Origin of the sequence: Streptomyces sp. NBC_00510 (assembly GCA_036013505.1) — a bacterium.
Classification (GTDB): Bacteria; Actinomycetota; Actinomycetes; order Streptomycetales; family Streptomycetaceae; genus Actinacidiphila.
This window is the reverse complement of the sequence record CP107851.1, coordinates 828,083-850,701: the sequence shown is the minus strand read 5'-3', so window position 1 is coordinate 850,701 and position 22,619 is coordinate 828,083. Positions and strand designations below refer to the sequence as shown.

Sequence of the window (22,619 nt, the reverse complement as noted above, 5' to 3'; positions counted from 1 at the left end):
CCTTCCGGTCCTGGCCAGGCCCTTCCCGTACGAGGACTCACCGTACGTCAGCCGGCTTTACCCGGGTGCGCAGCGGCACGGGCGCGGCCGGCAGCGCGGACAGCGCGGAGTCGAGCCGGTGCCCGAGCAGCACCCGCAACTCCTCGCGCAGCGCGGTGAGACGGCGGACGTCGACCCCGGTGGCGATGCCCGCGTGGTGGCAGAGGTTGACCAGGTCGTCCGTCCCCAGGTTCCCCGCGGCGCCGGGGGCGAACGGGCAGCCGCCGATGCCGCCGAGCGCCGCGTCGAAGCGCCGTACGCCCAGCCGCAGCGCCTCCCAGACGTTGGCGGACGCCATCCCGTACGTGTTGTGCAGGTGCAGGCCGAGGGGGAGTTCGGGCAGCGCGTCGCGGACGGCGGTGACGGTGCGCCGGATGTGCCAGGGGCTGGCCGCGCCGATGGTGTCGGCGAGATGCAGCACGCGGATGCCGAACCCGTCGAGCCGCCGGGCCAGTTCCACCACGGTGCGTGGGTCCGTCTCCCCGTCGAAGGGACAGAGGAAGGCGGTCGCGATGGTGGCCTCCAGCCGCACCCGGTAGGCCTGCAGCACCTCCACCGCGGGCAGCAGGCGTTCCAGCGCCTGCTCGCGCGGCACCCCGGCGTTGGCGCGGCTGTGGCCGTCGCTCGCCGAGACGGTGAGCCGTACGTCGCGCGCCCCGGCCGCGATCGCCCGGCGCGCGCCGCGCTCGTTGAACACCAGGGTGTGCAGCAGCGCGGACTCCCCGGGCCGCAGCCGGGCCACCAGCCGGTCGGTGCCGGCCATCTGCGGAACCTTCTCCGGGTTGACGAAGGAACCGATCTCCAGCGAGGGCAGCCCGGCCTCCAGCAGCCCGTAGGCCAGCCGCAGCTTGTCGACGAGGGGGAGCACGGCGGGCTCGTTCTGCAGCCCGTCGCGGAGCAGCACATCGGTGATCACCACCTGGTCGGGCGTGGCCGTCATCTCACACCACCCCCCGCGCGCGCAGTTCGGCGCGGCGGTCCGCCCCGATGCCCAGTTCGGCGAGGACGGCGTCGGTGTGCTCGCCCAGGTCCGGGCCGAGCCAGCGCGTGCCGCCGGGTGCCTCGGCCAGCTTCGGGACGACGCCGGGGAAGGCCACGTCCTGGTGCCATCCGGGGGCGATGGCCACGCGGTGCCGTTCGAGCATGCCGCGCGCCGCGAAGTGCGGGTCCTTGGCGATCTCGGCCGCGGTGTAGATCGGGCCGGACGGGATCTCGCCCTCCTCCAGCCGCTGCAGGACCTCCTCGTACGGCAGCCGACCGGTCCAGGCCGATATCGCGGCGTCCAGTTCGGCGGCGTGCCGCACGCGGCCCGCGTTGTCGGCCAGGCGCGGGTCGTCGGCCAGTTCGGGCCTGCCGATGACGACCGCCAGGCGCTTGAAGACCGCGTCGCCGTTGCCGCTGATCACCACGGACATGCCGTCCCGGCACTCGTACGTGTTGGACGGCGCGGCGCCGGGCAGGGCGCCGCCGGCACGTTCGCGTTCGACGCCGAAGGCGTCGTGGTCGGGGGTCAGGGACTCCATCAGGGAGTACACCGCCTCGTACAGGGCGACGTCCACGACCTCCCCGCGCCCGGTCGCGGCGCGGCGGTGGAGCGCGGCCAGGGCGCCGACGACGGCGTACAGACCGGCCACGGAGTCGGCGAGGCTGATGCCCACCCGGGTCGGGGGGCGGTCGGGGTCGCCGGTGAGGTGGCGCAGTCCGCCGACGGCCTCCGCCACGCCGCCGAAGCCGGGGCGGTCGCGGTAGGGCCCGGTCTGGCCGTACCCGGAGATGCGGACCAGGATCACCGACGGGTTGACCTCCCGCATGCGCTCGGGGCCGAGGTCCCAGCGTTCGAGCGTGCCCGGGCGGAAGTTCTCCAGCACCACGTCGGCGCGGGCGATCAGGGCCAGGGCCACCTCGCGGCCCTCCGGGCGCCGCAGGTCGAGCGTGACGGAGCGCTTGCTGCGGTTCATCGCGCGGAAGAGCAGGGAGGTGTCGCCCTCGTGCAGCCGCCAGCGGCGCAGCTCGTCCCCGACGCGCGGCCGTTCGACCTTGACGACGTCGGCGCCGAAGTCCGCCATGAGACGGCCGGCGGACGGGGCGGCGATGAAATTGCCCAGCTCCAGGACGCGCAGCCCCGTGAGAGGACCGGACGGCGCCTCGCTGTCCTGTTCGAAGGGTTCGGGCATCTGCCATCACCTCGCAGACCCATATCGTGATGTCCATTTCCATAATGTGGGTCAAGGGAGCTCGCGTCAATAAGTCCGATATGTACCTCTCAATGGGTGAGACGTGCTCTTTCCTGCACGGAATCGGGTGTCCGAAGCATGCAAGTGCATGTGCCGGACCGGGGGAGTACCCTCATGATGAGTCGCCGTCTCACTCAGAGCCGGTCATGGACGAGCCCGCTTCCGCACCACGATGGGGCGCCTGCCCGAACTCGCCTCCCCGGCGCCGTGTGTGCAAGGGAGCGCGGATGTCCGAAGTCCCGGTACTGGCCAACACCGCCGTCGCGATGGCCGGCATCGTCGTACTGATCGTCCGCTTCCGCGTGAACCCGGTGATCTCCCTGGTGGTGGGGTCGCTCTACCTGGGCCTCGCGACCGGTCTGGGGGTGGCCCGGACCATCAGGACCATCACCACCGGCTTCGGCGACATCATGGCGGAGGTCGGCCTGCTGATCGCCTTCGGCGTCCTCATGGGCGCGGTCCTTCAGGAGATGGGCGCCGTCGAGCAGCTCGTCGACCGCCTGCTCCGCGTCTTCGGCCCCCGGCGGCTCCCACACTCCATGGCCCTCACCATCGGCACCCTGCTGCAGGCCATCTACCTGGACGTACTCCTGGTCATCTGCGCACCGCTCGCCCGTACCGCCTCCCGCAAGATCGGCCCGCTCGGCTCGGCCCGCATGGGCGCCGCACTGGCGATCGGCCTCGAGAGCGGCATCGTCCTCATGGTGCCCGGCGTCGGAGCGCTGGCCCTGGCCGCGCTGCTCCACGTGCCCCTGGGCACGATGCTGCTGTGGGGCCTGGTGCTGATCGTCCCCACGGTCCTCGTCTCGGTGACGATCATGTCCTTCCTGTTCCGGCGCGGGCTGTGGAACAGCGCCACCGACGAAGACGCCGCCCTCGCCCCCGGAACGGCCGCCCCCGCGGCACCGCAACCGGAGCCGGGGCCGGAGACGGAGACGACTCGCAAGGCCGACGCGGCGCGGGTCCACCCCGTCCCGGCCGTCGCCGTGGTCGGCGGAGCCCCCGCGCCGGGACGTGCCCGGCCCGGGACCGGCCGCCCCCTGCGGCACCGCCCCGCGCCGGGGCTGCGGACCACGCCCGTGGGGGCTGCGCTCCCGGGCGGCGAGGGGAAGGGCCCGCGGCTGCTCGTACGGTTCGCCCCGCTGGTGACCGCCCTGTTGATGATCGGCGGCGGCGCGGTGGCCCAGGCCACCCACACCCGCAACCCGGTGCTGTCCTTCGTCTCCAGTCCCGTGGTGGCACTGCTCACCGGACTCGTCGGCACGCTGCTCGTCGCGCGGTTCACCGTGGGCCGCGAACGGGTGGAAGGCGCCCTGGTCCGCGGCTTCAAGGACAGCGGCCAGATCCTCATCCTGACCGCGGTGGGCGGCTCGCTCGCCGCCGTCGTGGGGGCGTCCGGTCTCGGCGGCATCCTGCGCGGCTCCTTCACCACCGGCGGGCACGTCGCACCGCTGCTGCTGGTCTGGGCCGTCGCCGCCGCACTCCACCTCGCCGTCGGCTCCGTCACCATCTCCGCGATCACCACGGCCGGCATCCTCGCCCCGATCGCCCCCGGCCTCGGTCTCGACCCGGTGTTGGTGGCGCTGGCCATAGGCGCGGGCTCGCTGTTCGCGGTGCACGTCACGAGCAACACCTTCTGGCTGCTGCAGTCCCTGATGGGCCAGACCACCCGCGGCACGCTCAAGAGCTGCACGCTCGGTGTCTCCGTGGCCTCGGTCGTCGCCCTCCTGCTGCTCCTGCCGTTGTCGATGTTCGTGTGAATCGTGCCGCGCCTCTCGTGGCCGGTCACGGAAGGGGCGTTCAGGGCGTCAGGCCTGCCAGGACGGTGCGGGCGGCGGCGCGGAACTCCTCGTCGTTGCGGATGATGTCGATCTGAACGCCGGATCCCACGATGCGGTGCTCCCCGTCGGCGAGCCGGCGTATCCGGTCGAGCTGGGCGGGCGTGAACGCGGTGGGGCCGAGGGCGGCCAGGGTCTTCAGCGCGGCGAGCGCGGAGTTGAGATACGCGCCCGGCTCGAGCGAGGGGAGGACACGGTCGACGAGTTCCGTGAGCGGGACGCCGGCCGGGCGGTCGCTGCCGGGGTACAGGGCCGCCAGCGCACTCACGGCGGCCGCGGCCGTGTCCGGGCGGTCGAGCATCGCCACCAAGCGTGGCTCGGCCGGCCGCGTGGCGGGCCCGACGAGGGCGGCGACCTCTGCTGCCCGCTCGGCGACCCGGTCGCCCCAGGGCTGCTCGGTCCAGCTCAGGCCCTCCAGGACGACGGGCAGCACGGCCTCCTGATCACCCGTCAGTTCCCAGGTCACGGTGGCCGCCGTCAGCGCCGCCTCGACCGAGGGGACCGTGGAACGGTTCTCCACCGGTTCGGCCAGCAGCGTCCGGAGACGGGGCAGCAGCGGACGCGCTTGTTCGCCGAGCGACGCGACGGCACCGACGCAATGGTCGCGTCTGCCGTTCGGCTCGTCGAGGGCCGGCTCCAGCACGGCGAGCAGGGCGGCGGCGTCGCCGGTCAAGGAGTGGAGCGCGGCGGCTGCCGCCTGACGGTCCGACGGGGATCCGGTCCCGGTGCGGGCACGCAGCGCGGCGATCACGTCCGGGTCGCGCCCGGCGTCGGCGACGGCGGCGAGCGCCCTGCTGACCGCGAACGGGTGATGCGGGAGGGCGTCGACCAGTTCGGGCAGTGCGGCGCGAGCCGACGGTCCCCAACCCACCAGGAGACCCGCGAGGTGGACCGGCTCGTTGACGGTGGCGAGGCCGCCCGCCACCGGTGACTGCCGTGGGCCGGACGTCGCGGCGCCGGCGGTCCGGGCCGCGAGCCGGGCCCGGACGGCGTCGAGCAGCGCCGAGGTGCACGGTAGCGGGGCCGGAGGCTTCAGCGTGGTGCGGCGGAAGGCCGCTTCGAGGGCCCGTGGCCGGTCCTCGAAGTGCCGGGCGAGGAGGTTCGCCGCCTCGGGGGCACCCAGCCACACCAGGGCGGCCAGGGCCCGGTCGGCGTGCTCGCCAGCCCCTTCGGCGTGCCGGACCAGCGGGGCCACGGCCTGGGGCGCGGGTACGGACCAGTCGCGTATCGCGTCGATGACGGCGCCCGCGGTGTCCGGGTGGTCGAGCAGCGGCAGCATCGCGGGCAGCAGCCGTGCCGGGGCGGTACGGGAACGCAGCGCGAGGCACTCCGCCGCCCAGGTCGCCTCCGCGGCGGACTCCTTGGGGTCGGCACCGGCGCGTACGGCCTCGACCGCGCGGTCGAGCGCCGAGACGGCGACGTCGATCGCCGCCTCGACGTCGCCCCGCCCGTGCAGTCCGATGACCAGGGACTCCAGCGCTTCCCGTTCCCACTGGCCGCCCACGGTGTGCGGCTCCAGCGGCGACAACTCCGCGACGGCGGCGGCCGCGTCGCCGCCCCACGGCTGACCGGTGTCCACGATCGCCAGCAGAGCCGCCACCCGCTCCTGAGGGGACTCCGTCGCCCGCAGCGCGGCCGCACACAGCTCCTGCGCCGCGCCCCGGTCGACGGCGGCACACGCGGTCAGCACGTCCGCCCGCACCGTCGGATCGGTCTCCGTCTCCCAACGCCGCCGCAATTCCACCCGCGCGTCCGGCCCGGCCTCCGGCCCGCACTGGGCGACCGCCCAGGCCGCGCACTGCCGCACCTCGGGGTCGGCGTCCGACAACAGGGGCAGCAGCAGCGGAAGTTGCGCGACGACCGCCGCACGCGCGGCGCCCGGCCGCTGCGGATCGTGCTCGTCCGTGCTCTCGGCGATGGCGCCCACCATGCCCAGCAGCTCCCCGCGGCGCACCCCCGCCACCGCGAGACGCGCCAGGAAAGGCACGGCCGCGACCGTCGCCCGGTACACCGTGCCCTGGTGCACGAGGCTGCCCCACAGCTCCTGCTCGGCCTCCTCCGCCGTCTCCTGATCCGGGGAGGTCAACGCCCGCAGCAGGGCGGGGACATCACCGGCGGGACCGTAGGCATGGTGCAGCTCCGCCCAGGCGACGCGGTCCAGTTCGGCGAACACGGTGTCGAGATCCATACGCGGATCGTGTCACGGGGGTACGACAACGCAGTGCCCGGGCGGGAGGTCATCGCCTCCCGTCCGGGCCCGCAGGTCCCCGGCCGTCTACGCGCGCGCCGCGGCGACGCTGCGCCCGCGCTCGGTCTCCGGGAAGCGGCCGAGCATGGCCCGCAGTTCGCCGCTGTCGACGTTGGCGCCGAAGGGCTCGGTGCCCGGTTCCAGGCGGACGCCCTCGGCGAGGGGGCCGGCCACGACGGGCTCAAAGCCGAGCGCGTCCACCAGGCCGGCGACCTCGGCGAGGTCGTCGGGGTCGTCGCCGGCGATGGCGATCGCCTTGCGGCCGGGCGTCTTGGCGGGCCGGGCCCCGTCCTCCAGGTCGTGGTAGCCCATGTGGTTGAACGCCTTCACCACCCGAGAATCCGGCAGGAACGCCTGGACGGTCTCGCTCGAGGACGTACGCGGATCGGTGAGGTCGTCGCGTATGCCGTCGACCTCCCACCAGTAGTTCATCGCGTCGATCACGAGCTTGCCGCGCAGCGCCTCGGCCGGGACGGTGCGGTACTTGCCCAGGGGGAGGGCGAGGACCGCGAGGTCGGCCCGGGCCGCGGCCTCGGCGGCGGTGACCGCGACCGCGCCCGGGGTGAGGACCTCCACCGTGAGCGCGATGGCGGCGGGGTCGCCCGAGCCCGCGATCAGCACGCGGTGGCCCGCGGCCAGGGCCAGCCGGGCCAGCACGGTCCCGACCTTGCCCGCGCCCAGGATGCCGATCGTGCGCACGCCCTCGGTGTTCATCTTGTGGTCTCCGTTCCTTCGGTTCCGTTCCGGCGTCCGCGTCGGCGTCGGTGTCGGTGTCGGCGTCAGTCCGCGAGGATGTCGCGGACCATGGGGATCACCTTCGTGCCGAAGAGCTCGACGGCACGCATGCGGGCGCCGACCGGCTGGGGGCCCACGGTGTAGATCAGGTCGAACCGGCCGACGCCGAGGTCGCCGACGGCCTGGGCGATCTTGCGGGCGACCGTGTCGGGCGACCCGATGTAGAGGGAGCCGTGCTCGATCTCCGCGTCGTACTCCTCGCGGCGGACGGGGGCCCAGCCGCGCAGCTTGCCGATGCGGTCGCGCATCACCTTGTAGCCCGGCCAGAACCCCTCCCGGGCCTCCTCGTCGGTGTCCGCGACGAAACCGGGGGAGTGCATCCCCACCGGGTGGGCGGTCGTCCCGAACTGGTCGGCGGCGCGGCGGTACAGGTCGATGTAGGGCGCGAAGCGCGTGGGGGAGCCGCCGATGATGGCGAGCATGAGCGGGAGGCCGTAGCGCGCGGTGCGGACGACGGACTGGGGCGAGCCGCCCACGCCGACCCAGGTCTTCAGCCGGCCGGACTCGGTCTTGGGGAAGACGTCGGCGTCCTTCAGCGGCGCCCGCGTGGTGCCGCTCCAGGTCACCGGCTTCTCGTCGAGGAGCTTCGCGAAGAGCTCGATCTTCTCCTCGAAGAGCACGTCGTAGTCGCTGAGGTCGTACCCGAACAGCGGGAAGGACTCGGTGAAGGAGCCGCGGCCCAGGATCACCTCGGCCCGCCCCCGCGAGAGGGCGTCGACGGTCGCGAAGCGCTGGAAGACCCGGACGGGGTCGTCGGAGCTGAGCACGGTCACGCCGGAGGCGAGCCTGATCCGCTCGGTGCGCGTGGCGATGCCGGCGAGCACGGTCTCGGGGGTCGACACGGAGTACTCGGGGCGGTGGTGCTCGCCGAGCGCGATGACGTCGACGCCGATCTGGTCCGCCAGGACGGCCTCGTCGAGTACCTGCCGGATCGCCGCGGCGTGGGAGACGGGGGCACCGGTGTCGTCCACCGGCACGTCGCCGAACGTGTCGAGGCCGAATTCGAGGTCAGACATCAGAGGGTTCCTTCGTGAGCAGTTCACGCACCATCGGGGCCACTTCCCGGCCCAGGAGCTCGATGGTGCGGGCGCGGGCCTGGCGGGGCAGGTGCATGATGTCGTACTTGAGGTCGAAGCGGTCCAGGTGGAGGTCGCGGGCGACCCGGGCGATCTTGCGGGCGACCGTCTCGGGGGAGCCGACGAACAGCGCGCCGTCGACGAGTTCCGCCCGGTAGCGCTCGTAGCTGGGCTTGTAGAAGCCACGCTCCTCGGAGATCGCGGCCACGACCGGCTCCCAGTACCGCCACCAGGTCTCGATCGCCTCCTCGTCGGTGTCGGCGACCAGGCCCAGGGAGTGCTGCCCGATGGGCTGGGCGGGGTGCCCGTACTGCTGGAGCGCCCGCTGGTAGAGGTCGACGTGACCGGCGAAGCGCTGCGGGCGGCCCCCGATGATCGCCAGCATCAGCGGCAGGCCGTACCGGGCGGCACGGATCGTGGAGTTGGGGCTGCCGCCCACGCCGATCCAGGTGGGGATGCCGCCCTTGCGCATGCGCGGGCGCAGGTGCTGGTCGGTCAGCGGGGACCGGACGGTGCCGGACCAGGTGACCGTCTCCTCCTGCTGCAGGCGCATGAACAGTTCGAGCTTCTCGTCGAAGAGCCGGTCGTAGTCGGCCATGTCGTGGCCGAACAGGGCGAAGGACTCGGTGACCGAGGCCCGGCCGAGGACGAGTTGGGCGCGGCCGTCCGACACCGCGTCCAGGGTGGAGAACGCGTGGTAGAGCCGCACGGGGTCGTTGGTGCTGAGCACGGTCACCGAGGTGCCGAGCTTGATTCGCTCGGTGGCGGTGGCCATCGCGGAGAGCAGGACGGGGGTGGCGGTGTCCATGTGCCCGGCCCGGTAGTGCTCGCCGACGCTGAAGACGTCGAGTCCCGCGGCGTCGGCGAGCGCGGCCTCCTCGACGAGCAGCCGGACGGTCTCGGCGTCGCCGAGCACGCGGCCGTCGTCCGTCGCGATCTCTCCGAACGAGTTCAGACCCAGTTCGAAGGCAGTGGGCGTCATGGTCCCCTCCTCCCGCCTCCGGAACGGTTCCACGTCCGGCGGCCAAGTGATTGACGCGTCAAGCATGCATCGATATGATTGACGTGTCAAATAGAGGGGCGGTCATGGGACGCGGACACGGGCCTCTGCCCACCACGGAAGAACTCGGGATCTGGCGTGACTTCATCGAGACGACGGAGCGGCTCCGCTCCCACCTGGCGTCGCGCCTGCAGGGCGACTCGGGGCTGTCCCCCGGGGACTACGGCGTCCTGCTCGCGCTGCGCGAGGCGGAGGGCCACCGCCTGCGCTCCTCCGAGCTCGCGGCGGCGATCGGCTGGGAACGCAGCCGCCTGTCGCACCACCTCGGACGCATGGAGCGGCGCGGGCTGATCCGGCGTGTGGAGTGCACCACCGACAACCGGGGCGCCGAGGTGCTCCTCACCGACGAGGGGGCCCAGGCCTTCCGGTGGGCCACGCTGCCGCACCTCGGCGCCGTCCGGGAGATGTTCGTCGACTCCCTCACGGCGGAGCAGATGGCCGCCGCGGGTGAGATCGCCCAGGCCCTGCGCGCCCGACTGGACGCCGCTTCCGGGCCTTCCTGAGGCCGCCGGGGCCGGTCGGGGGCCAGTCAGGGGCCGGTCAGGGCCGGGCGTAACGGTCGCTGATGACGCCGCGCAGACCCGCGGCATTCCGCAGGCCCTGCCCCCGCGCTGCCTCGTCCTCCCAGGCCGCCATGTCGGGGAGGGTGGGGATGCAGACGAGTTCGCCGAGGTCCAGGCCGACCAGTGCGGCGCGAACGAAGTCGTCGGCGTCGACGAACGACTCCTGCGGGAACAGGGCGGAGTCCACACCGGAGGCCTCGAAGAACTCGGTGCGCACGGGACCCGGCAGCACGACCTGCACGCGGATGCCGCTGCCCTCGACCTCGCGTTGCAGGGCCCGCGAGAAGTGCAGGTCGTAGGCCTTGCTGGCGGCGTAGGCGGTGCCACCGGGCGGGGCGTGGAACGCGCCGATCGATGACACGTTGATCAGCGTGCCCGAGCCGTGCCGGTCGAAGGCGAGCAGCGCCGCCCGGGACAGCCGGGTCAGCGCGAGCACGTTCACCGCGACGAGACGGTCCAGGTCCGCGGGCGCGGCCTCGCGCAGCGGTCCGAGGGCTCCGAGGCCGGCCGCGTTGACGACCACGGCGAGGCCGTCGTGGTCGAGGACGGCCCGCTCCACACGGGCGAGGCCGCCGGGGTCGGCCAGGTCGGCGGCGAGCACGGTCGCCTCGAGACCGGTCTCCCGCCGGACGGACTCGGCGAGCGCGGCCAGCCGGTCCGCGCGGCGGGCGACGAGGATCGGCGCATAGCCGCGCCGGGCCAGCTGCTCGGCGTAGCAACGCCCGATCCCCGAGGACGCGCCGGTGATCAGTGCGGCGTGGGTGGGGTCTGCCTGGTCGCGGGTCATGGGCACCTTCCGGGGGCGGACCGGACCCGTCCCGTCGCGCGGACCCGGTCCACCCATCGTCGCGGCCCGGGCCGCGCTCCGCCGCACGGGCGGCGGACGCGTCGCGGCCGCCCACGGGACCTCACGCCTCGGGCGACGACCGCCAGACCCAGTTGCGGCGCTCGTACGCCACCTGGAAGCCGAGCCGGAGCATGTTGTGCAGCGAGGAGTTGTGGGTGCCCGGTGCCTCGGCGCCGGTCTCGGCGACCAGCACACCGCAGCCGAGCTCCCGTGCCCTCCTGGCCCGTGCGGCGAGCAGGGCGGTCTGTCCGCCGCGCTTGCGGGCGTGCGGCAGCACCGCACCGGCGAACATCTGGGCCGCGTCACCGTGGACGTGCATCGTGCCCGTGCCGACGATCTCCCCGTCCAGCCAGGCCGCGAACGGATGCCACCCGGGCCGGCTCGCCGAGGCGGCGGTCATGTGCGCGTAGTGCTCCTCGGGCATGCCGAACGCACGGGTCACCACCGCACCCCACTCCTGGGCGTGCTCCGGCTCCAGCGGGGCCACCCGGATCCCGGCGGCGGGCGGTTCCAGCGCTTCGGCGCGCGCCACGGCCTCATCGACCGGGCAGACGAGCTTCACCCAGGACGATCCCGCGGTGATGCCCTCGCGGCCGCGGATGTCGTCCCAGTCCTCGGGCAGGAACGCGGGCGCGATCTGGAGGACGGCCTGCGCGGTCCCCTCCGAGCGGTAGAAGTCGCACACCTCGTGGATCACCTCCGCCGTGACCGGGGTGGTGACGCCGAACCCGAGGGCCTTGCTCCAGTAGTGGGTGGGGTCGTTGCGCATCGACAGCACGACACCGCCACCGATCCGCGCGGCGTTCATCCCGAGCGCGGCCCGTACGGACCCGGGCGCCTCCGTCTCGAACCGGTACATCGCCTCGGCCTCGGACCGCTCCGCGATCGTCGGGGGGACCACTGCGTTCATGGGAGGCCTGGCTCTCTCGTCTGGTGCACGTCGCTCGCGGGCCGGAACACGACCCCTGACGGGGAGGGGTCGCGCGGATCATATATCGACAAAATGACGCACGGGATTCCCGTCACGGCGCCCGTGCCACCGTGGTGCCCCTGCCGGACGAATTCCTCGACAGTCGCCAACACCACGAGGCGGCCGGCGTGCTCGCCCGGATCGGACCGCCGACCGCCCGTGCGCTGCCGCGCCTGCGGACCATGCTGGCCTCGAGGAGCTGACCCGCACGCGCCGCAGCGGCCGGTTCGCAAGCGTCGAGAACGACGAGGAGTTGCAGCGGACGTGCCGCGCCCTCCTCGCACGTCTCTCCCGAACCCCCGGGAACCGGCCTCAGTGCGGCGGGACGAGCGTCACCCCATGTGGTGCGCGTGTTCCCCGCCGGACGACGCCTTCGCGCCGTTCTTCCCGGACTTCGCCGCGCCCTCGGGGTGGTCCGGGTGGTGCGGTTCGTAGCCCGGGATCGTGCCGTCGGGCTTGGCGACCAGGAAAAGACCGGCCATCCCCATGTCGGAGTGGCTCTGGACGTGGCAGTGGTACATCCACGCGCCGGCGCCGACGTGTTCGCCCGCGATGATCTGGAAGCCGAAGGAGTCCGCCGGCCCGGTGATCTTGTTGTCGATCACCCGGCTGGGGTCGTCGGGTCCGGTCAGCAGTCCCGTCCTGTTGTCGGCCCAGCGGTGACCGTGCATGTGGAACGTGTGGTAATACTCGCCGTGCGTGATCATGACGATCTCGACACGATCGCCCACCGTCGCCTCGAAGTTCGGGGTGTCGGCGCCGGACCTGTTGTTGATCGTCATGTCGTTGAAGACGATCGTGAACTGCTTGTCCGGCAGGATGTCGCCCTTCCTGCGCACGACGACCGGCCCGTAGAGCCCCTTGCGGATCCCGCCGGTTCCGTGGTCGGTGCCCACGACGTGGTCGTGGTAGTGCCAGTAGCCCGCGCTGCCCGGCCGCCACGTGCCGTCCTTGCGCCGGCCCGGAGCGTGGGTGCGCCAGGTGTACGTCCGCGTGCCGCCCGGCTCGACGTGGCTGCGGGTCATCCGGGTGCCGTCGTTGGCGATGTCGTAGTCCATGCCGTGGACGTGGAGGCTGGCGTCCACGTCCGAGGCGTTCTCGAACTCGATGTGCAGGGTGTCGCCCTCGACCAGCTCGATCAGCGGGCCGGGCACGGTGGCCCTGCCCTTCTCCAGGCCGTACCCCATCTGGCCGTTCGGCAACGTCTCGGCGTAGAGCTTGAGGTGGCGCACCTGGCCGCCGGCCGGTGCGGTGGGCGGTGCGGGCTCCGCGGAGGAAGCCGTGGGGACGGAGGCCACCGCCAGCGAGGCCGTGCCGGTGGCGGCGACCACGCCACCGGCCAGCAGTCGCCGGTTGAAACTCCTTCTGTCCAAAGCCATACCGGTCTCTCCAGTGCCGTGAGGAGACGGTCGGGGCGCGAGGGTCCCCGGGGACGGCCACACGGTAGACCAGTGATCTCCGTTTATCCACACTCAGGACAAAGTTGGTGAGATTCCGTCCATAGCTATTGGCGGACCGTCAAAAGCCGTCTAGCTTCAGGCGCTGTTGCTGTGACCTACGAGGGTGGGTGAACGATGCAGAGCGCACCACATCACCGGTCGAGATCCCGGCGAGGCGCGGCCGCGGTCCTGGTGACCGGGACCTTGGCGGCATCCCTGCTGGGCGGTGCCACCGCCTCGGCCAGACCGTATCCGGAGCCGGCGCCGACAACGTTATCCTTGCCGTCCCCACCGGGCGGCAAAAACGTCAAGGTCCTGGTGTTCCACGCCTCGGCCACCGAGGAGTCCCCGACCGTCGACTCGGGCATCGAGGCGATCGAGGCGATCGGCCTGTCCGGGCCCGCGGCCCAGCGCTACAAGACCGTCGCCACGGACGACGCCTCGGTCTTCACCAACGCCAAGCGCCTGGGCACCTTCAACGCGGTCGTCTTCCTGACCGGGGGCGGCGACGTGCTCGACCCCGAGCAGGAGGCCGGCCTGGAGGCCTACATGGAGGCCGGCGGCGGCTTCCTCGGCATCCACGACGCGGCGCGAACCGAACCGTACTCCGACTGGTTCGCCGGCCTGATCGGCGCCCGGCCCGCGGCCACCAACCCGGCCGCCGTCCAGCGCGCCGTCGTCGAGATCCCCGACCGGATCAATCCGGCCACGAAGGACCTGCCGCTGGAGTGGAAGCGGCCCGACAAGTGGCTCAACTGGGCGGGCAACCCGACCGGCAAGGTGCACACCGTCGCCAAGGTCAGGGAGAGCAGCTACAAGCCGGGAACCGGCGCCAACGGCGTCGACCACCCCGTCTCCTGGTGCCGTGACTACGACGGCGGCCGGTCCTTCTACACCGGGATGGGCGGTACGGCGGAGTCGTTCGCCGAGACCGACTTCCGCGACCACCTGCGCGGCGCCCTGCAGTGGACCACCCGGCTCTCACGCGCCGACTGCAAGGCGACGATCGACGCCAACTACAGCGCGGTGAAGGTCACCCAGCCCAACCAGCCCGGACAGCAGGACCAGATCGGCGAACCGCACGGCATGGTCGTCGCCCCCGACGGACGGGTGCTGTACATCGGCCGCGGCGGCGGCGCCAACGGCGCCCCGGTGGTGACCGACTGGAACAGCCCCGACATGGGCAAGGGCCTCGGCCAGGTCCACGTCTACGACCCGGCGACGAAGAAGGTGACCCTCGCGGGCGCCCTGACCGTCTTCGGCAACAAGGGCGGCGGCGACGAACTCACCAAGGTCGAGGAAGGGCTGCTCGGCATCGAGCTCGACCCCGCCTTCGAGACCAACGGCTGGGTGTACCTCCACTACACCCCGCACTCCGGCCTCGACCGCGACAAGCACGTCGCGGAGCGGCGCGTCTCCCGCTTCACGCTGGACCTCGCCACCGACAAGCTGGACCTCGCCTCCGAGAAGGTCCTGCTCAAGTGGCCCGTCCAGGTACACAGCTGCTGCCACGCCGGCGGCGGGATGGCCTGGGACTCCAAGGGCAACCTGTACATCGCCACCGGCGACAACAACTCGTCCGGGTTCAGCGACGGTTACTCCGGCAACAACCCGCAGCCCAACTTCAAGGGCCTGTCCTTCGCCGACGCCCGCCGCACCGCCGGCAACACCAACAACCTCAACGGCAAGATCCTGCGCATCCACCCGGAGCCGGACGGCACCTACACCCTGCCCGAGGGCAACCTCTTCACCGGCGAGGAGCAGGACGAGGGCGGCGGCAAGACCCGCGGCGAGATCTACGTCATGGGCGTGCGCAACCCGGCGCGGATCTCCGTCGACAAGAAGACCGACGTCCTCTACGCGGGCTGGGTCGGCCCCGACGCGGGCGCCCCGAGCACGACCTGGGGACCGGCGAAGTACGACACGTTCGCCGCGATCACCAAGGCGGGCAACCACGGCTGGCCGTTCTGCATGGGCAACAAGCAGCCCTACCGGGACCGCAACCTGCCGGACCCGGGCAAGCCGCTGGGCTGGTACGACTGCGACGCCCCCAAGAACGAGTCGCCGAACAACGACGGCCTGGTGAACCTCCCGCCCGTCACCGGCAACACCATCTGGTACTCCCCGCAGGGCGGCGCCCCCGACTTCCCCCGGGACGCGAATGGGGTCCCCAGCTACAAGAACGAGGAGGCCACCTACCTCCTGCCGTGGCTCAAGGGCGGCGGCCAGGCCACCATGGACGGCCCGGTCTACCGCTACGACGCCACGACCGCGGGCGCCGGCGCGTGGCCGCAGTACTGGGACGGCAAGTGGTTCGTCGGTGACTTCTACGACGCGGACAACCCGCGCCACGCGGTGCTGACCGACCCCAAGACCGTCGGCAAGGGCGGGCTGCCCGTCACCGCCGAGTCGCTGAAGAAGATCATCCCGGTCGGCCAGGGCGGCATCCGCAACCTCATGGACTGGAAGTTCGCCCCGGACGGCTCGCTCTACGTCCTCGACTACGGGCGCGGCTTCTTCACCTCCGACTCCCAGTCCGCGCTGTGGCGCGTGACGTACAAGGGCGGCGAGGCGACCCCCGCCGCCGCGGACCTGGCCAGGAAGGCGGCACAGTGAGACACCGACCTCTACGCCCGCTGGCGGCCCTGCTGGGCGCGCTGCTGATGGTGCTGGGGCTCACCTCCACCGTCGCGTACGGGCGCACCGACGACCGTGCGGCGGCCGGCGGGACCACGGCCGCCGCCCAGGTGCTCACCTGGACGGCGAGCTCGCGCACCGACCAGTACGCGAGCTTCCCGACCACGGCGGTGGCCGGGCCGACGACGCTCGTCTTCGAGAACAGCGCGGCGACCGGCAACGACATCGGCATGCCGCACACGCTCACCTTCGACGTGTCGGACCCCGAGTACAACCACGACGTCCCGGTCAACATCCTCGCCAACCCCAATGACGACACCGGCGGCCGGCACACCGTCGACGTCACCCTCACGCCCGGGCGCTACCGCTTCTTCTGCAGCATCCCCGGCCACGGCCAGATGCAGGGCATCCTCACGGTGACCGAGCCCGGCGGCGAGGACACCACCGCGCCCACCACGGCGGCCGAGGTCACGGGTCAGAAGAACGCCGACGGCGCGTACGTCGGCTCCGCCACGGTCACCGTCAGCGCGACCGACGACGGATCCGGTGTGAGGACGGTGGAGTACGCGCTCGGCCAGGACGGCCCCTGGCAGCCGTACACCGCGCCGCTGGTCGTCGACCAGGTCGGCGCCCACGCCGTCCGCTACCGCGCCACCGACCAGGCGGGCAACGTCGCGGCCGAGAAGTCCGTCGCCTTCGACGTGGTCGCGCCGCCGACCGACGACACCACCGCGCCGGAGACCTCGGCGACCGTGAGCGGCGAGAAGGACGCCGACGGCAACTACCTGACGATGGCCACGGTCACCGTCACCGCCTCCGACACCGGGTCGGGCGTCAACACGATCGAGTACGCGGTCGGGGCCGCCGGCGCCTGGCAGCCGTACACCGCGCCGGTGATGGTGCACCAGGTCGGCTCGCACACCGTCCGCTACCGCGCCGCCGACAAGGCGGGCAACGCGTCGGCCGAGAAGTCCGTCGCGTTCACCGTCGTGGCGCCGCCCACCCAGGACACCACCGCGCCGGAGACCTCGGCGACCGTGAGCGGCACCAAGAACTCGGGCGGCGCGTACATCACCAGCGCCAAGGTCACCGTCACCGCCACCGACGCGGGCTCCGGGGTGGACCGGATCGAGTACTCCCTCGACGGCGGCCCGTACCTCGTGTACTCCGCCCCCGTCATCGTCGACCGGATCGGCTCCCACACGCTCGCCTACCGCGCCACGGACAAGGCGGGCAACACGGCCACGGCGCGCGAGGTGACCTTCACCATCGCGCAGGGCGGCGGCGTCCCGGCGCCCAACTGCCCCGAGTACGACGAGCGGCTGACCGTCATCGTCGGCACCGTGGACTCGGGTGTGCCCAACCGGCTCACCCGCAGCCGCTGCACCATCAACGAGCTGATCGAGGACGAGAAGGACTGGTCCTCGCACGCCCTGTTCCTCAAGCACGTCGACGGCGTGCTCGACCGGCTGCTCGCCGACAACGTCATCGACCAGCGCGAGTTCAACAAGATCACCAAGGCCGCCAAGCAGTCGAAGATCGGCAAGCCCGGTCAGACGCAGGGCTACCGCGACCTGTTCGACGGCACCGAGGCCTCCCTGGCGAAGTGGGAGCAGGTCGGCGGCGGCCGCTTCACCCTCTCCGGCGACGGCGCCATCACCAGCAGCACGACCGTCCCCGGCATGGGCATGCTGTGGTTCCCGGAGCGGAAGTACGGCGACTTCTCGCTCAAGCTCCAGTTCCGCGACGACGCCCCGGGCACCGGCAACGCCAACGGCGGTGTCTTCATCCGCTTCCCGGACGTCCACGACCACCCCGAGGAGCCCCGCCCCGAGTGGGTCGCCATCAACTACGGGCACGAGATCCAGATCCTCGACCGCCCCGACGGCGACATGTACAAGACCGGCTCCGTTTACGGCTTCGACCGCGTGGGCCTCGGCGGCGCCGGCGTGACCCCGAAGGGCACCTGGAACGACTACGAGATCCGCGCCGAGGGCCAGCACTTCACGGTCCTGCGCAACGGCGTCGTCATCAACGAGTTCGACAACGTCGGCGGCCAGGTCTTCACCCCGCCCCGCGCCGGGGACCCGGGCACCGACGGCCGGCGCTACGCCACCGGCTACATCGGCCTCCAGGTCCACAGCACGACGGACGTGATCTCCTACCGGGACATCCGCATCAAGCAGCTGTGATCCGGCATCCCTGACCGCCGCTTACCGGGCCCTCCCCGCATCCGCGGGGAGGGCCCACCGCGTCACCCGGTACCCGGTCCCGGGACCGGTCCTCATCTGGGCACGACACCGCCCCGAGCGATAGAACCGTGCCATGCCGAGCTTCGAGGTCACACCGATAGGAACGGTCCGGAACGACCGGACTGACGTCCAGCACACGGACAACTGGGGTGCCGTCCGCAGCACGATCACCATCGACGAGCGCTTCGGCGAGGCGTGCCTGCAGGGTCTGGAGGGCTTCTCCCACGTGGAGGTCCTCTTCGTCTTCGACCGGTTCCCGGAGAGCGACGACCACCGCGAACCCCGCCCCTACCGCGGCCGCGCCGACCTCCCGCCCGTCGGTGTCTTCGCCGGCCGCGGCCCCCGCAGGCCGAACCGCATCGGGGTGACGTGCTGCGCCATCGAATCGGTCCACGGCCGCGAACTGACGGTGGTGGGCCTCGACGCGGTCTCGGGCACCCCGGTCATCGACCTGAAGCCGACGATGGTGGAGTTCCGTGCGGTGGACGTCAGGCAGCCGGAATGGGTCAGCGACCTGATGTCGGAGTACTTCCAGCCGTAGACGGCGCGACGAGGTCGTGGGCGAGGGTGTCCAGGACCCAGGCGAGTTCATGGCGGCTGAGCGGACCGGCCGGCAGGGCCCGTACGCCGTGGGCGGCGCCGAGGAGGGCGCCGGTGACGGCGGCGACGGACGCGCCGTCCGGCGCGGCGGCGGCGGCGAAGTGCAGTGCGTCGGCGATCTGGTGCCGGTGGGGGAAGGAAGCGGCGCAGTAGAGGGCGCCGCGCAGCGCTGAGGGAGCGGTCGCGTCCGGGGCGAGGGCGGCGAGCCGTCGCGGGTCGGCCGGGTTCTCGGTGGCCTGCCGGTATGCCGTGTGGAGGTGGCCGGGATCACCGGAGTCTCCGAGGGCGTCCAGGCCGGCTCGCAGGGCGATGTGGAGTTGCGACTGCTCGGCGAACAGGGGTTCCTGGGCCTCCGCGGTGCCGGTCAGGCAGTGGTGGAGCAGCACGGTCGCGTGGGCCGCCGCGGAGTGGGCGGCGATCTCGCGTGCCCAGGTGGCCGCTTGGGCCGGGCCGTGCGTGGCGCCGGTGACGGCGACGGGGAGGACGGCGGGGAGGACGGCGGCGAGGAAGTCCGGCTCCTTGACGCGCGGTGCGGCCAGTGCGGGGACGCGCGCGAGCCAGCCGTCGGGCTGGTGGCCGCCTGCCCCCTGGAGGGCGGCCCGTCGGCCGTGGGCGCGCTTCACCGCCGACGGGAGATGACCGGTGCCGTGCCGGGCTCCGGTCCGTGCGCGGATGATGCCCTCGACGGTGAAGCAGGCCAGTTGGGTGCCGACGCCGGCCCTCAGCGGGCCGCGGTCCGGCAGTGTGCCTTGGGCGGAGTCCAGCGTGTCGCCCAGGGCCAGGCCGAGCAGCAGCCCGCGCACACGGGACGGTGCGTACCCCGGCAGCGGCGGCCGCTCGCTGTCGTGCTCCGGCTGCTCCTCGGGGTCGGTGGTGTCGATGCCGGCGGCGGCGTCCTCCTCCGGGGAGGCGACGCGCGCCGCCTGTACGGCCGTCGCGGGGGCGTCCGTGTCGTATGCGGCGGCCGGGGCGGGTGCCGCGGTCAGTGCCCGTACGGCGTCGCGCAGTTCGGGGTGGGCCGGCATCGTGTACGACCCGCCGGGCGTGCCGCCGGCGAGATGGCTGTAGACCGCGGCGACGGCGGCGGTCCGGCTCTGCCCGGCCGACGAGTGGAGCAGGACCTTCTTGCCCGCGCGGCGCAGCCGCAGCACCTGCCGGGCGGCCTGGTCCAGCACAAAGGCGAGGTTGGCGTTGTCTCCCGGGCGGTCCCGCAGCCACACCCGTATGTGCTCCACGTCGGCGCCGGGCAGCACGGGCGCCGTTCCCGTGCGGCACAGCGACACCACGGCGTCGACCGGGACCGGCTCGGCGCCCTGGGCCAGGTCGCCCAGCACCACACCGGGGTCGTGCGGGTGGGCGACGGCGAGGCCGGTGGGGGAGTGGGACGGCAGCGGCATGCGCGGTGCCGAGGGCCAGCCGTCATCGTCGTCGGCCCCGTCCCGGGCGGTGAGGACCGTGAGCCGCACCAGGTCGGGCCCCCTCAGGCCGGGCCAGCCGTGGACGGCCCGCTGCCAGTCCAGGGGGATGCCGGAGCAGCCCCAGCGCGCGCCGAGCAGAGCGCCGGCGATCGGCGCGACGGTGTCGGTGTCGTGGCCGGCCCGTACCGCCGCCGCCAGCGCCGCCCGCAGGTGTCCCGCGGGGAAACGGCCCTTTCCGGGGTCGAGTTCGGGTACGGGGGTGCGGGTGATCGCCGACCAGGCCGCCTGGAGCGCCCGGACGACCCAGCCGTTGTCGGCGAAGTGCCCGGGCGGCGCGGCTTCCGCCTCGTCCAGCCGCTTTGCCCACGTGTCCCGCCGTACGGCCGGGAGGAGGTCGAGCCCGGCCCGCACACCGTCGAAGGTGCCGTGCAGCACGGCGGTGCGGATGCCGGAGCACCACAGGACGCAGGCGTCTGCGCACTCGGGGTCCGGGTGGGTGAGCGCGCTGACCGCGGTGGCGGCCTCGGCCATCGCGGCGGCGTCCCCGAGGTGCGCGAGCGCCACGATCCCGGTGCGCATCAGCGAGCCGTTCCCCGCGGTGAGCCGGTGCCCGGCGGCGTACCGGCGGGCGGCCTCCCGCAGCGCCTCCGCCGGGCTTCGGGGCAGCCGTTCGGCTGCGCCCAGCACGGAACGGGTCTGGGCTCCGACGTCGCTGGCCCCGCCGTCCAACCAGTGCCGGAAGCCCGCGGCGATCGCGTCCAGGGCCTCGGGGCTGCGCAGGTCCGCCCCGGTCGCCGCGACCTGGGCGACGCACACTTGCATCTGGGTGTCGTCGGAGTACTCCCCGGGCCGGTACGGCCCGAGACCGCCGCCGATCATGCCCGGCTGCTGGTCCTCGCGCAGGGTCGCCTTGAACTCGTACGGCACCCCCAGCGCGTCACCGACGGCCGCCCCGAGCAGCACCCCGGCCGCGCGGTCGATGCCCCGGGCGTCGAGGCGGGGGCTGGGTGTGCGGGTCATGGCGGGTCAGCCTGGCACGTCGGCCTCCGCGTCCTCAAGGCGACGCCGTGGGGGCGTGCAGGAGCGTCCGATCCGACGGGTCGTCAGCTAGCGTGGAAGCGTGATCAAGCAAGCCACCGGGGAGCGCCGCGCGCGGAGCGCGTACGTCGCGGCGTCGGGCGTGTTCGCGGTCGGCATGGCGGGCACCACGCTGCCGACACCGCTGTACGGGCTCTACCGGGAACAGATCGGCTTCTCCGAACTGGTCGTCACGGTGGTCTTCGCGGTCTACGCGATCGGAGTGATCGCCGCGTTGCTGGTCGCCGGGGACTTCTCGGACGTCCTCGGCCGGCGCCCGGTGCTGTTCGCCGCGCTGGGCCTGTCGCTGCTGAGCGCGGTGTGCTTCCTCTTCGAGAGCGGCCTGCCGCTGCTGTTCGCGGGGCGGCTGCTGTCGGGGTTCTCGGCCGGTCTGCTCAGCGGCGCCGCGACGGCCGCGGTGCTCGAACTGGCGCCCCCGGACCGGCGCGCACGCGCGGGACTCGCGGCCACCGCCGCCAACATGGGCGGCCTCGGCTGCGGGCCGCTGCTGTCGGGGGTCCTGGCGCAGTACGCGCCGTGGCCCCTCCGGCTGCCCTTCCTGGTGCACATCGTCCTGCTGCTGGCGGCCTACGCCGTCGCGCGTGCCCTGCCCGAGACGGTGGCGGTGCGCAGCCCGCGTCCCCCGCTGCGCCCTCAGGGCATGGTCGTCCCGCCACCGACGCGGGCGGCGTTCGTCCCCGCCGGGCTGGCGGCGTTCGCCGGTTTCTCCATGCTCGGCCTGTTCACGGCGGTGGCGCCGAGCTTCCTCGCCATGACGCTGGGGGAGCACAACCTGGCCGTCGACGGCCTGGTCGTCTTCTCCGTGTTCTGCGCGTCCACCGCCGGGCAGATGCTGATGGGCCGTCTGGGCGTACGGCGCGCGCTGCCGGCCGGATGCCTGGCGCTCACGGCCGGCATGGCCGTGGTCGCGGCCTCGCTGGTGGTGGAGTCCCTACCGGTACTGGTGGTGGGGGCCCTGGTCGGCGGCCTCGGGCAGGGGATGTCGTTCCGCGCGGGCCTGACCGGCGTGAGCGCGGTGGCCCCCGACGAGCACCGCGGCGCGACGATCTCGGCCTTCTTCGTCGCCGCCTACGTCGGCATCTCCGTACCGGTGGTCGGGGTCGGCGCGCTCAGCCTCGCGCTCGGACTGCGGGACGCGGGCGTGGTCTTCGCGCTGTACGTGATCGTGGTGTCCGCCGCCGTCGGCGTCTTCCTGCTGCGCCGGCCGCTGCGTACGCAGTGACGTGACGCAGGCCGCGCAGCGCGTGTGCGGCACCGGTACCCCGCCCCGCACCGGCACCTGACACCGCGCTTCGCCCCGAGCGCCGCTCCACGACACGGCGCCTCAACTGACATGCGCTGCCTCTCTGTTCGAGGCTGTCAAGATCTGTTCGAAATCTCAGGGATGTGATCGTATTCGCCCAGGAAAACGCAAGGAGGAACAGTGCTGTTCACCACGGCCCGAAGAACGGGCTTGGCGGCTCTGGGCACCGCCACCGCCGTACTCGTCACTCTCCTGAGCCCCG

General features: G+C 72.9%; 16 protein-coding genes. 6 read left to right on the top strand and 10 right to left on the bottom strand.

Annotated features, from left to right (window positions below):
- Positions 1 to 37: 37 nt before the first annotated feature.
- Positions 38 to 979 carry a hydroxymethylglutaryl-CoA lyase gene (locus tag OG937_03860; GenBank protein WUD70872.1) on the bottom strand — a complete coding sequence of 314 codons (942 nt, stop codon included), beginning with the start codon at positions 977 to 979 and terminating at the stop codon, positions 38 to 40.
- Position 980: 1 nt separating this feature from the next.
- The gene (locus tag OG937_03855) at positions 981 to 2,213 is read right to left on the bottom strand and encodes a CoA transferase (protein ID WUD70871.1); all 1,233 of its coding nucleotides are present in this window, start codon (positions 2,211 to 2,213) and stop codon (positions 981 to 983) included.
- A gap of 287 nt (positions 2,214 to 2,500) precedes the next feature.
- Between OG937_03855 and OG937_03850 the strand changes: the two genes are divergently transcribed.
- Positions 2,501 to 4,033: a GntP family permease gene (locus tag OG937_03850; GenBank protein WUD70870.1), complete on the top strand. Its 1,533-nt coding sequence runs from the start codon at positions 2,501 to 2,503 to the stop codon at positions 4,031 to 4,033.
- 40 nt (positions 4,034 to 4,073) lie between these two features.
- On the opposite strand, the gene OG937_03845 is transcribed toward OG937_03850, so the two are convergent.
- The 4 genes from OG937_03845 to OG937_03830 all read right to left on the bottom strand — a co-directional run bounded on the left by OG937_03845 (position 4,074) and on the right by OG937_03830 (position 9,212).
- Positions 4,074 to 6,299 (bottom strand): HEAT repeat domain-containing protein, encoded by a 2,226-nt coding sequence (locus OG937_03845; protein ID WUD70869.1) that lies wholly within the window; start codon positions 6,297 to 6,299, stop codon positions 4,074 to 4,076.
- Between the two features lie 87 nt (positions 6,300 to 6,386).
- Entirely contained in the window at positions 6,387 to 7,073 is a 687-nt protein-coding gene (locus tag OG937_03840; protein WUD70868.1) for an NAD(P)-binding domain-containing protein, read from the bottom strand.
- 65 nt (positions 7,074 to 7,138) lie between these two features.
- Entirely contained in the window at positions 7,139 to 8,170 is a 1,032-nt protein-coding gene (locus OG937_03835; GenBank protein WUD70867.1) for an LLM class flavin-dependent oxidoreductase, read from the bottom strand.
- Positions 8,163 to 9,212 carry an LLM class flavin-dependent oxidoreductase gene (locus tag OG937_03830; GenBank protein ID WUD70866.1) on the bottom strand — a complete coding sequence of 350 codons (1,050 nt, stop codon included), beginning with the start codon at positions 9,210 to 9,212 and terminating at the stop codon, positions 8,163 to 8,165. Before OG937_03830 ends, OG937_03835 begins: the two co-directional genes overlap by 8 nt.
- A gap of 104 nt (positions 9,213 to 9,316) precedes the next feature.
- Between OG937_03830 and OG937_03825 the strand changes: the two genes are divergently transcribed.
- Positions 9,317 to 9,793 carry a MarR family transcriptional regulator gene (locus OG937_03825; GenBank protein WUD70865.1) on the top strand — a complete coding sequence of 159 codons (477 nt, stop codon included), beginning with the start codon at positions 9,317 to 9,319 and terminating at the stop codon, positions 9,791 to 9,793.
- Between the two features lie 37 nt (positions 9,794 to 9,830).
- On the opposite strand, the gene OG937_03820 is transcribed toward OG937_03825, so the two are convergent.
- The 3 genes from OG937_03820 to OG937_03810 all read right to left on the bottom strand — a co-directional run bounded on the left by OG937_03820 (position 9,831) and on the right by OG937_03810 (position 13,043).
- The gene (locus tag OG937_03820) at positions 9,831 to 10,640 is read right to left on the bottom strand and encodes an SDR family oxidoreductase (GenBank protein ID WUD70864.1); all 810 of its coding nucleotides are present in this window, start codon (positions 10,638 to 10,640) and stop codon (positions 9,831 to 9,833) included.
- Between the two features lie 121 nt (positions 10,641 to 10,761).
- Complete coding sequence (locus OG937_03815) at positions 10,762 to 11,610, bottom strand: GNAT family N-acetyltransferase (protein WUD70863.1); 849 nt, start codon at positions 11,608 to 11,610, stop codon at positions 10,762 to 10,764.
- A 392-nt stretch (positions 11,611 to 12,002) separates the two neighbouring features.
- Entirely contained in the window at positions 12,003 to 13,043 is a 1,041-nt protein-coding gene (locus OG937_03810; protein WUD78623.1) for a multicopper oxidase domain-containing protein, read from the bottom strand.
- Positions 13,044 to 13,244: 201 nt separating this feature from the next.
- On the opposite strand from OG937_03810, the gene OG937_03805 reads away from it, so the two are divergent.
- From OG937_03805 to OG937_03795, 3 genes are all read left to right on the top strand, one after another.
- On the top strand, positions 13,245 to 15,725 hold the full coding sequence (locus OG937_03805) for a ThuA domain-containing protein (protein ID WUD70862.1): 2,481 nt from the start codon (positions 13,245 to 13,247) through the stop codon (positions 15,723 to 15,725).
- A 47-nt stretch (positions 15,726 to 15,772) separates the two neighbouring features.
- On the top strand, positions 15,773 to 17,938 hold the full coding sequence (locus OG937_03800) for a DUF1080 domain-containing protein (protein ID WUD78622.1): 2,166 nt from the start codon (positions 15,773 to 15,775) through the stop codon (positions 17,936 to 17,938).
- A gap of 133 nt (positions 17,939 to 18,071) precedes the next feature.
- Positions 18,072 to 18,539, top strand: coding sequence for an SAM-dependent methyltransferase (locus OG937_03795; protein ID WUD70861.1), 468 nt, complete (start codon positions 18,072 to 18,074; stop codon positions 18,537 to 18,539).
- Here the strand turns inward: OG937_03795 and OG937_03790 are convergent.
- Complete coding sequence (locus tag OG937_03790; GenBank protein WUD70860.1) at positions 18,505 to 21,036, bottom strand: ADP-ribosylglycohydrolase family protein; 2,532 nt, start codon at positions 21,034 to 21,036, stop codon at positions 18,505 to 18,507. The genes OG937_03795 and OG937_03790 overlap by 35 nt on opposite strands.
- 175 nt (positions 21,037 to 21,211) lie before the next feature.
- Here OG937_03790 and OG937_03785 point away from each other — a divergent pair, with 175 nt between their 5' ends.
- On the top strand, positions 21,212 to 22,336 hold the full coding sequence (locus tag OG937_03785) for an MFS transporter (GenBank protein WUD78621.1): 1,125 nt from the start codon (positions 21,212 to 21,214) through the stop codon (positions 22,334 to 22,336).
- Positions 22,337 to 22,619 lie beyond the last annotated feature (283 nt).

Excerpts from the sequence above, each read along its gene's own strand:
- OG937_03800 (WUD78622.1), top strand. The coding sequence starts at position 15,773 with ATGGTGCTGGGGCTCACCTCCACCGTCGCGTACGGGCGCACCGACGAC.
- OG937_03825 (WUD70865.1), top strand. The coding sequence starts at position 9,317 with ATGGGACGCGGACACGGGCCTCTGCCCACCACGGAAGAACTCGGGATC.
- OG937_03835 (WUD70867.1), bottom strand. The coding sequence starts at position 8,170 with ATGTCTGACCTCGAATTCGGCCTCGACACGTTCGGCGACGTGCCGGTG.
- OG937_03795 (WUD70861.1), top strand. The coding sequence starts at position 18,072 with ATGCCGAGCTTCGAGGTCACACCGATAGGAACGGTCCGGAACGACCGG.
- OG937_03850 (WUD70870.1), top strand. The coding sequence starts at position 2,501 with ATGTCCGAAGTCCCGGTACTGGCCAACACCGCCGTCGCGATGGCCGGC.
- OG937_03830 (WUD70866.1), bottom strand. The coding sequence starts at position 9,212 with ATGACGCCCACTGCCTTCGAACTGGGTCTGAACTCGTTCGGAGAGATC.
- OG937_03840 (WUD70868.1), bottom strand. The coding sequence starts at position 7,073 with ATGAACACCGAGGGCGTGCGCACGATCGGCATCCTGGGCGCGGGCAAG.
- OG937_03815 (WUD70863.1), bottom strand. The coding sequence starts at position 11,610 with ATGAACGCAGTGGTCCCCCCGACGATCGCGGAGCGGTCCGAGGCCGAG.
- OG937_03805 (WUD70862.1), top strand. The coding sequence starts at position 13,245 with ATGCAGAGCGCACCACATCACCGGTCGAGATCCCGGCGAGGCGCGGCC.
- OG937_03790 (WUD70860.1), bottom strand. The coding sequence starts at position 21,036 with ATGACCCGCACACCCAGCCCCCGCCTCGACGCCCGGGGCATCGACCGC.
- OG937_03785 (WUD78621.1), top strand. The coding sequence starts at position 21,212 with ATGGCGGGCACCACGCTGCCGACACCGCTGTACGGGCTCTACCGGGAA.
- OG937_03860 (WUD70872.1), bottom strand. The coding sequence starts at position 979 with ATGACGGCCACGCCCGACCAGGTGGTGATCACCGATGTGCTGCTCCGC.
- OG937_03845 (WUD70869.1), bottom strand. The coding sequence starts at position 6,299 with ATGGATCTCGACACCGTGTTCGCCGAACTGGACCGCGTCGCCTGGGCG.
- OG937_03820 (WUD70864.1), bottom strand. The coding sequence starts at position 10,640 with ATGACCCGCGACCAGGCAGACCCCACCCACGCCGCACTGATCACCGGC.
- OG937_03855 (WUD70871.1), bottom strand. The coding sequence starts at position 2,213 with ATGCCCGAACCCTTCGAACAGGACAGCGAGGCGCCGTCCGGTCCTCTC.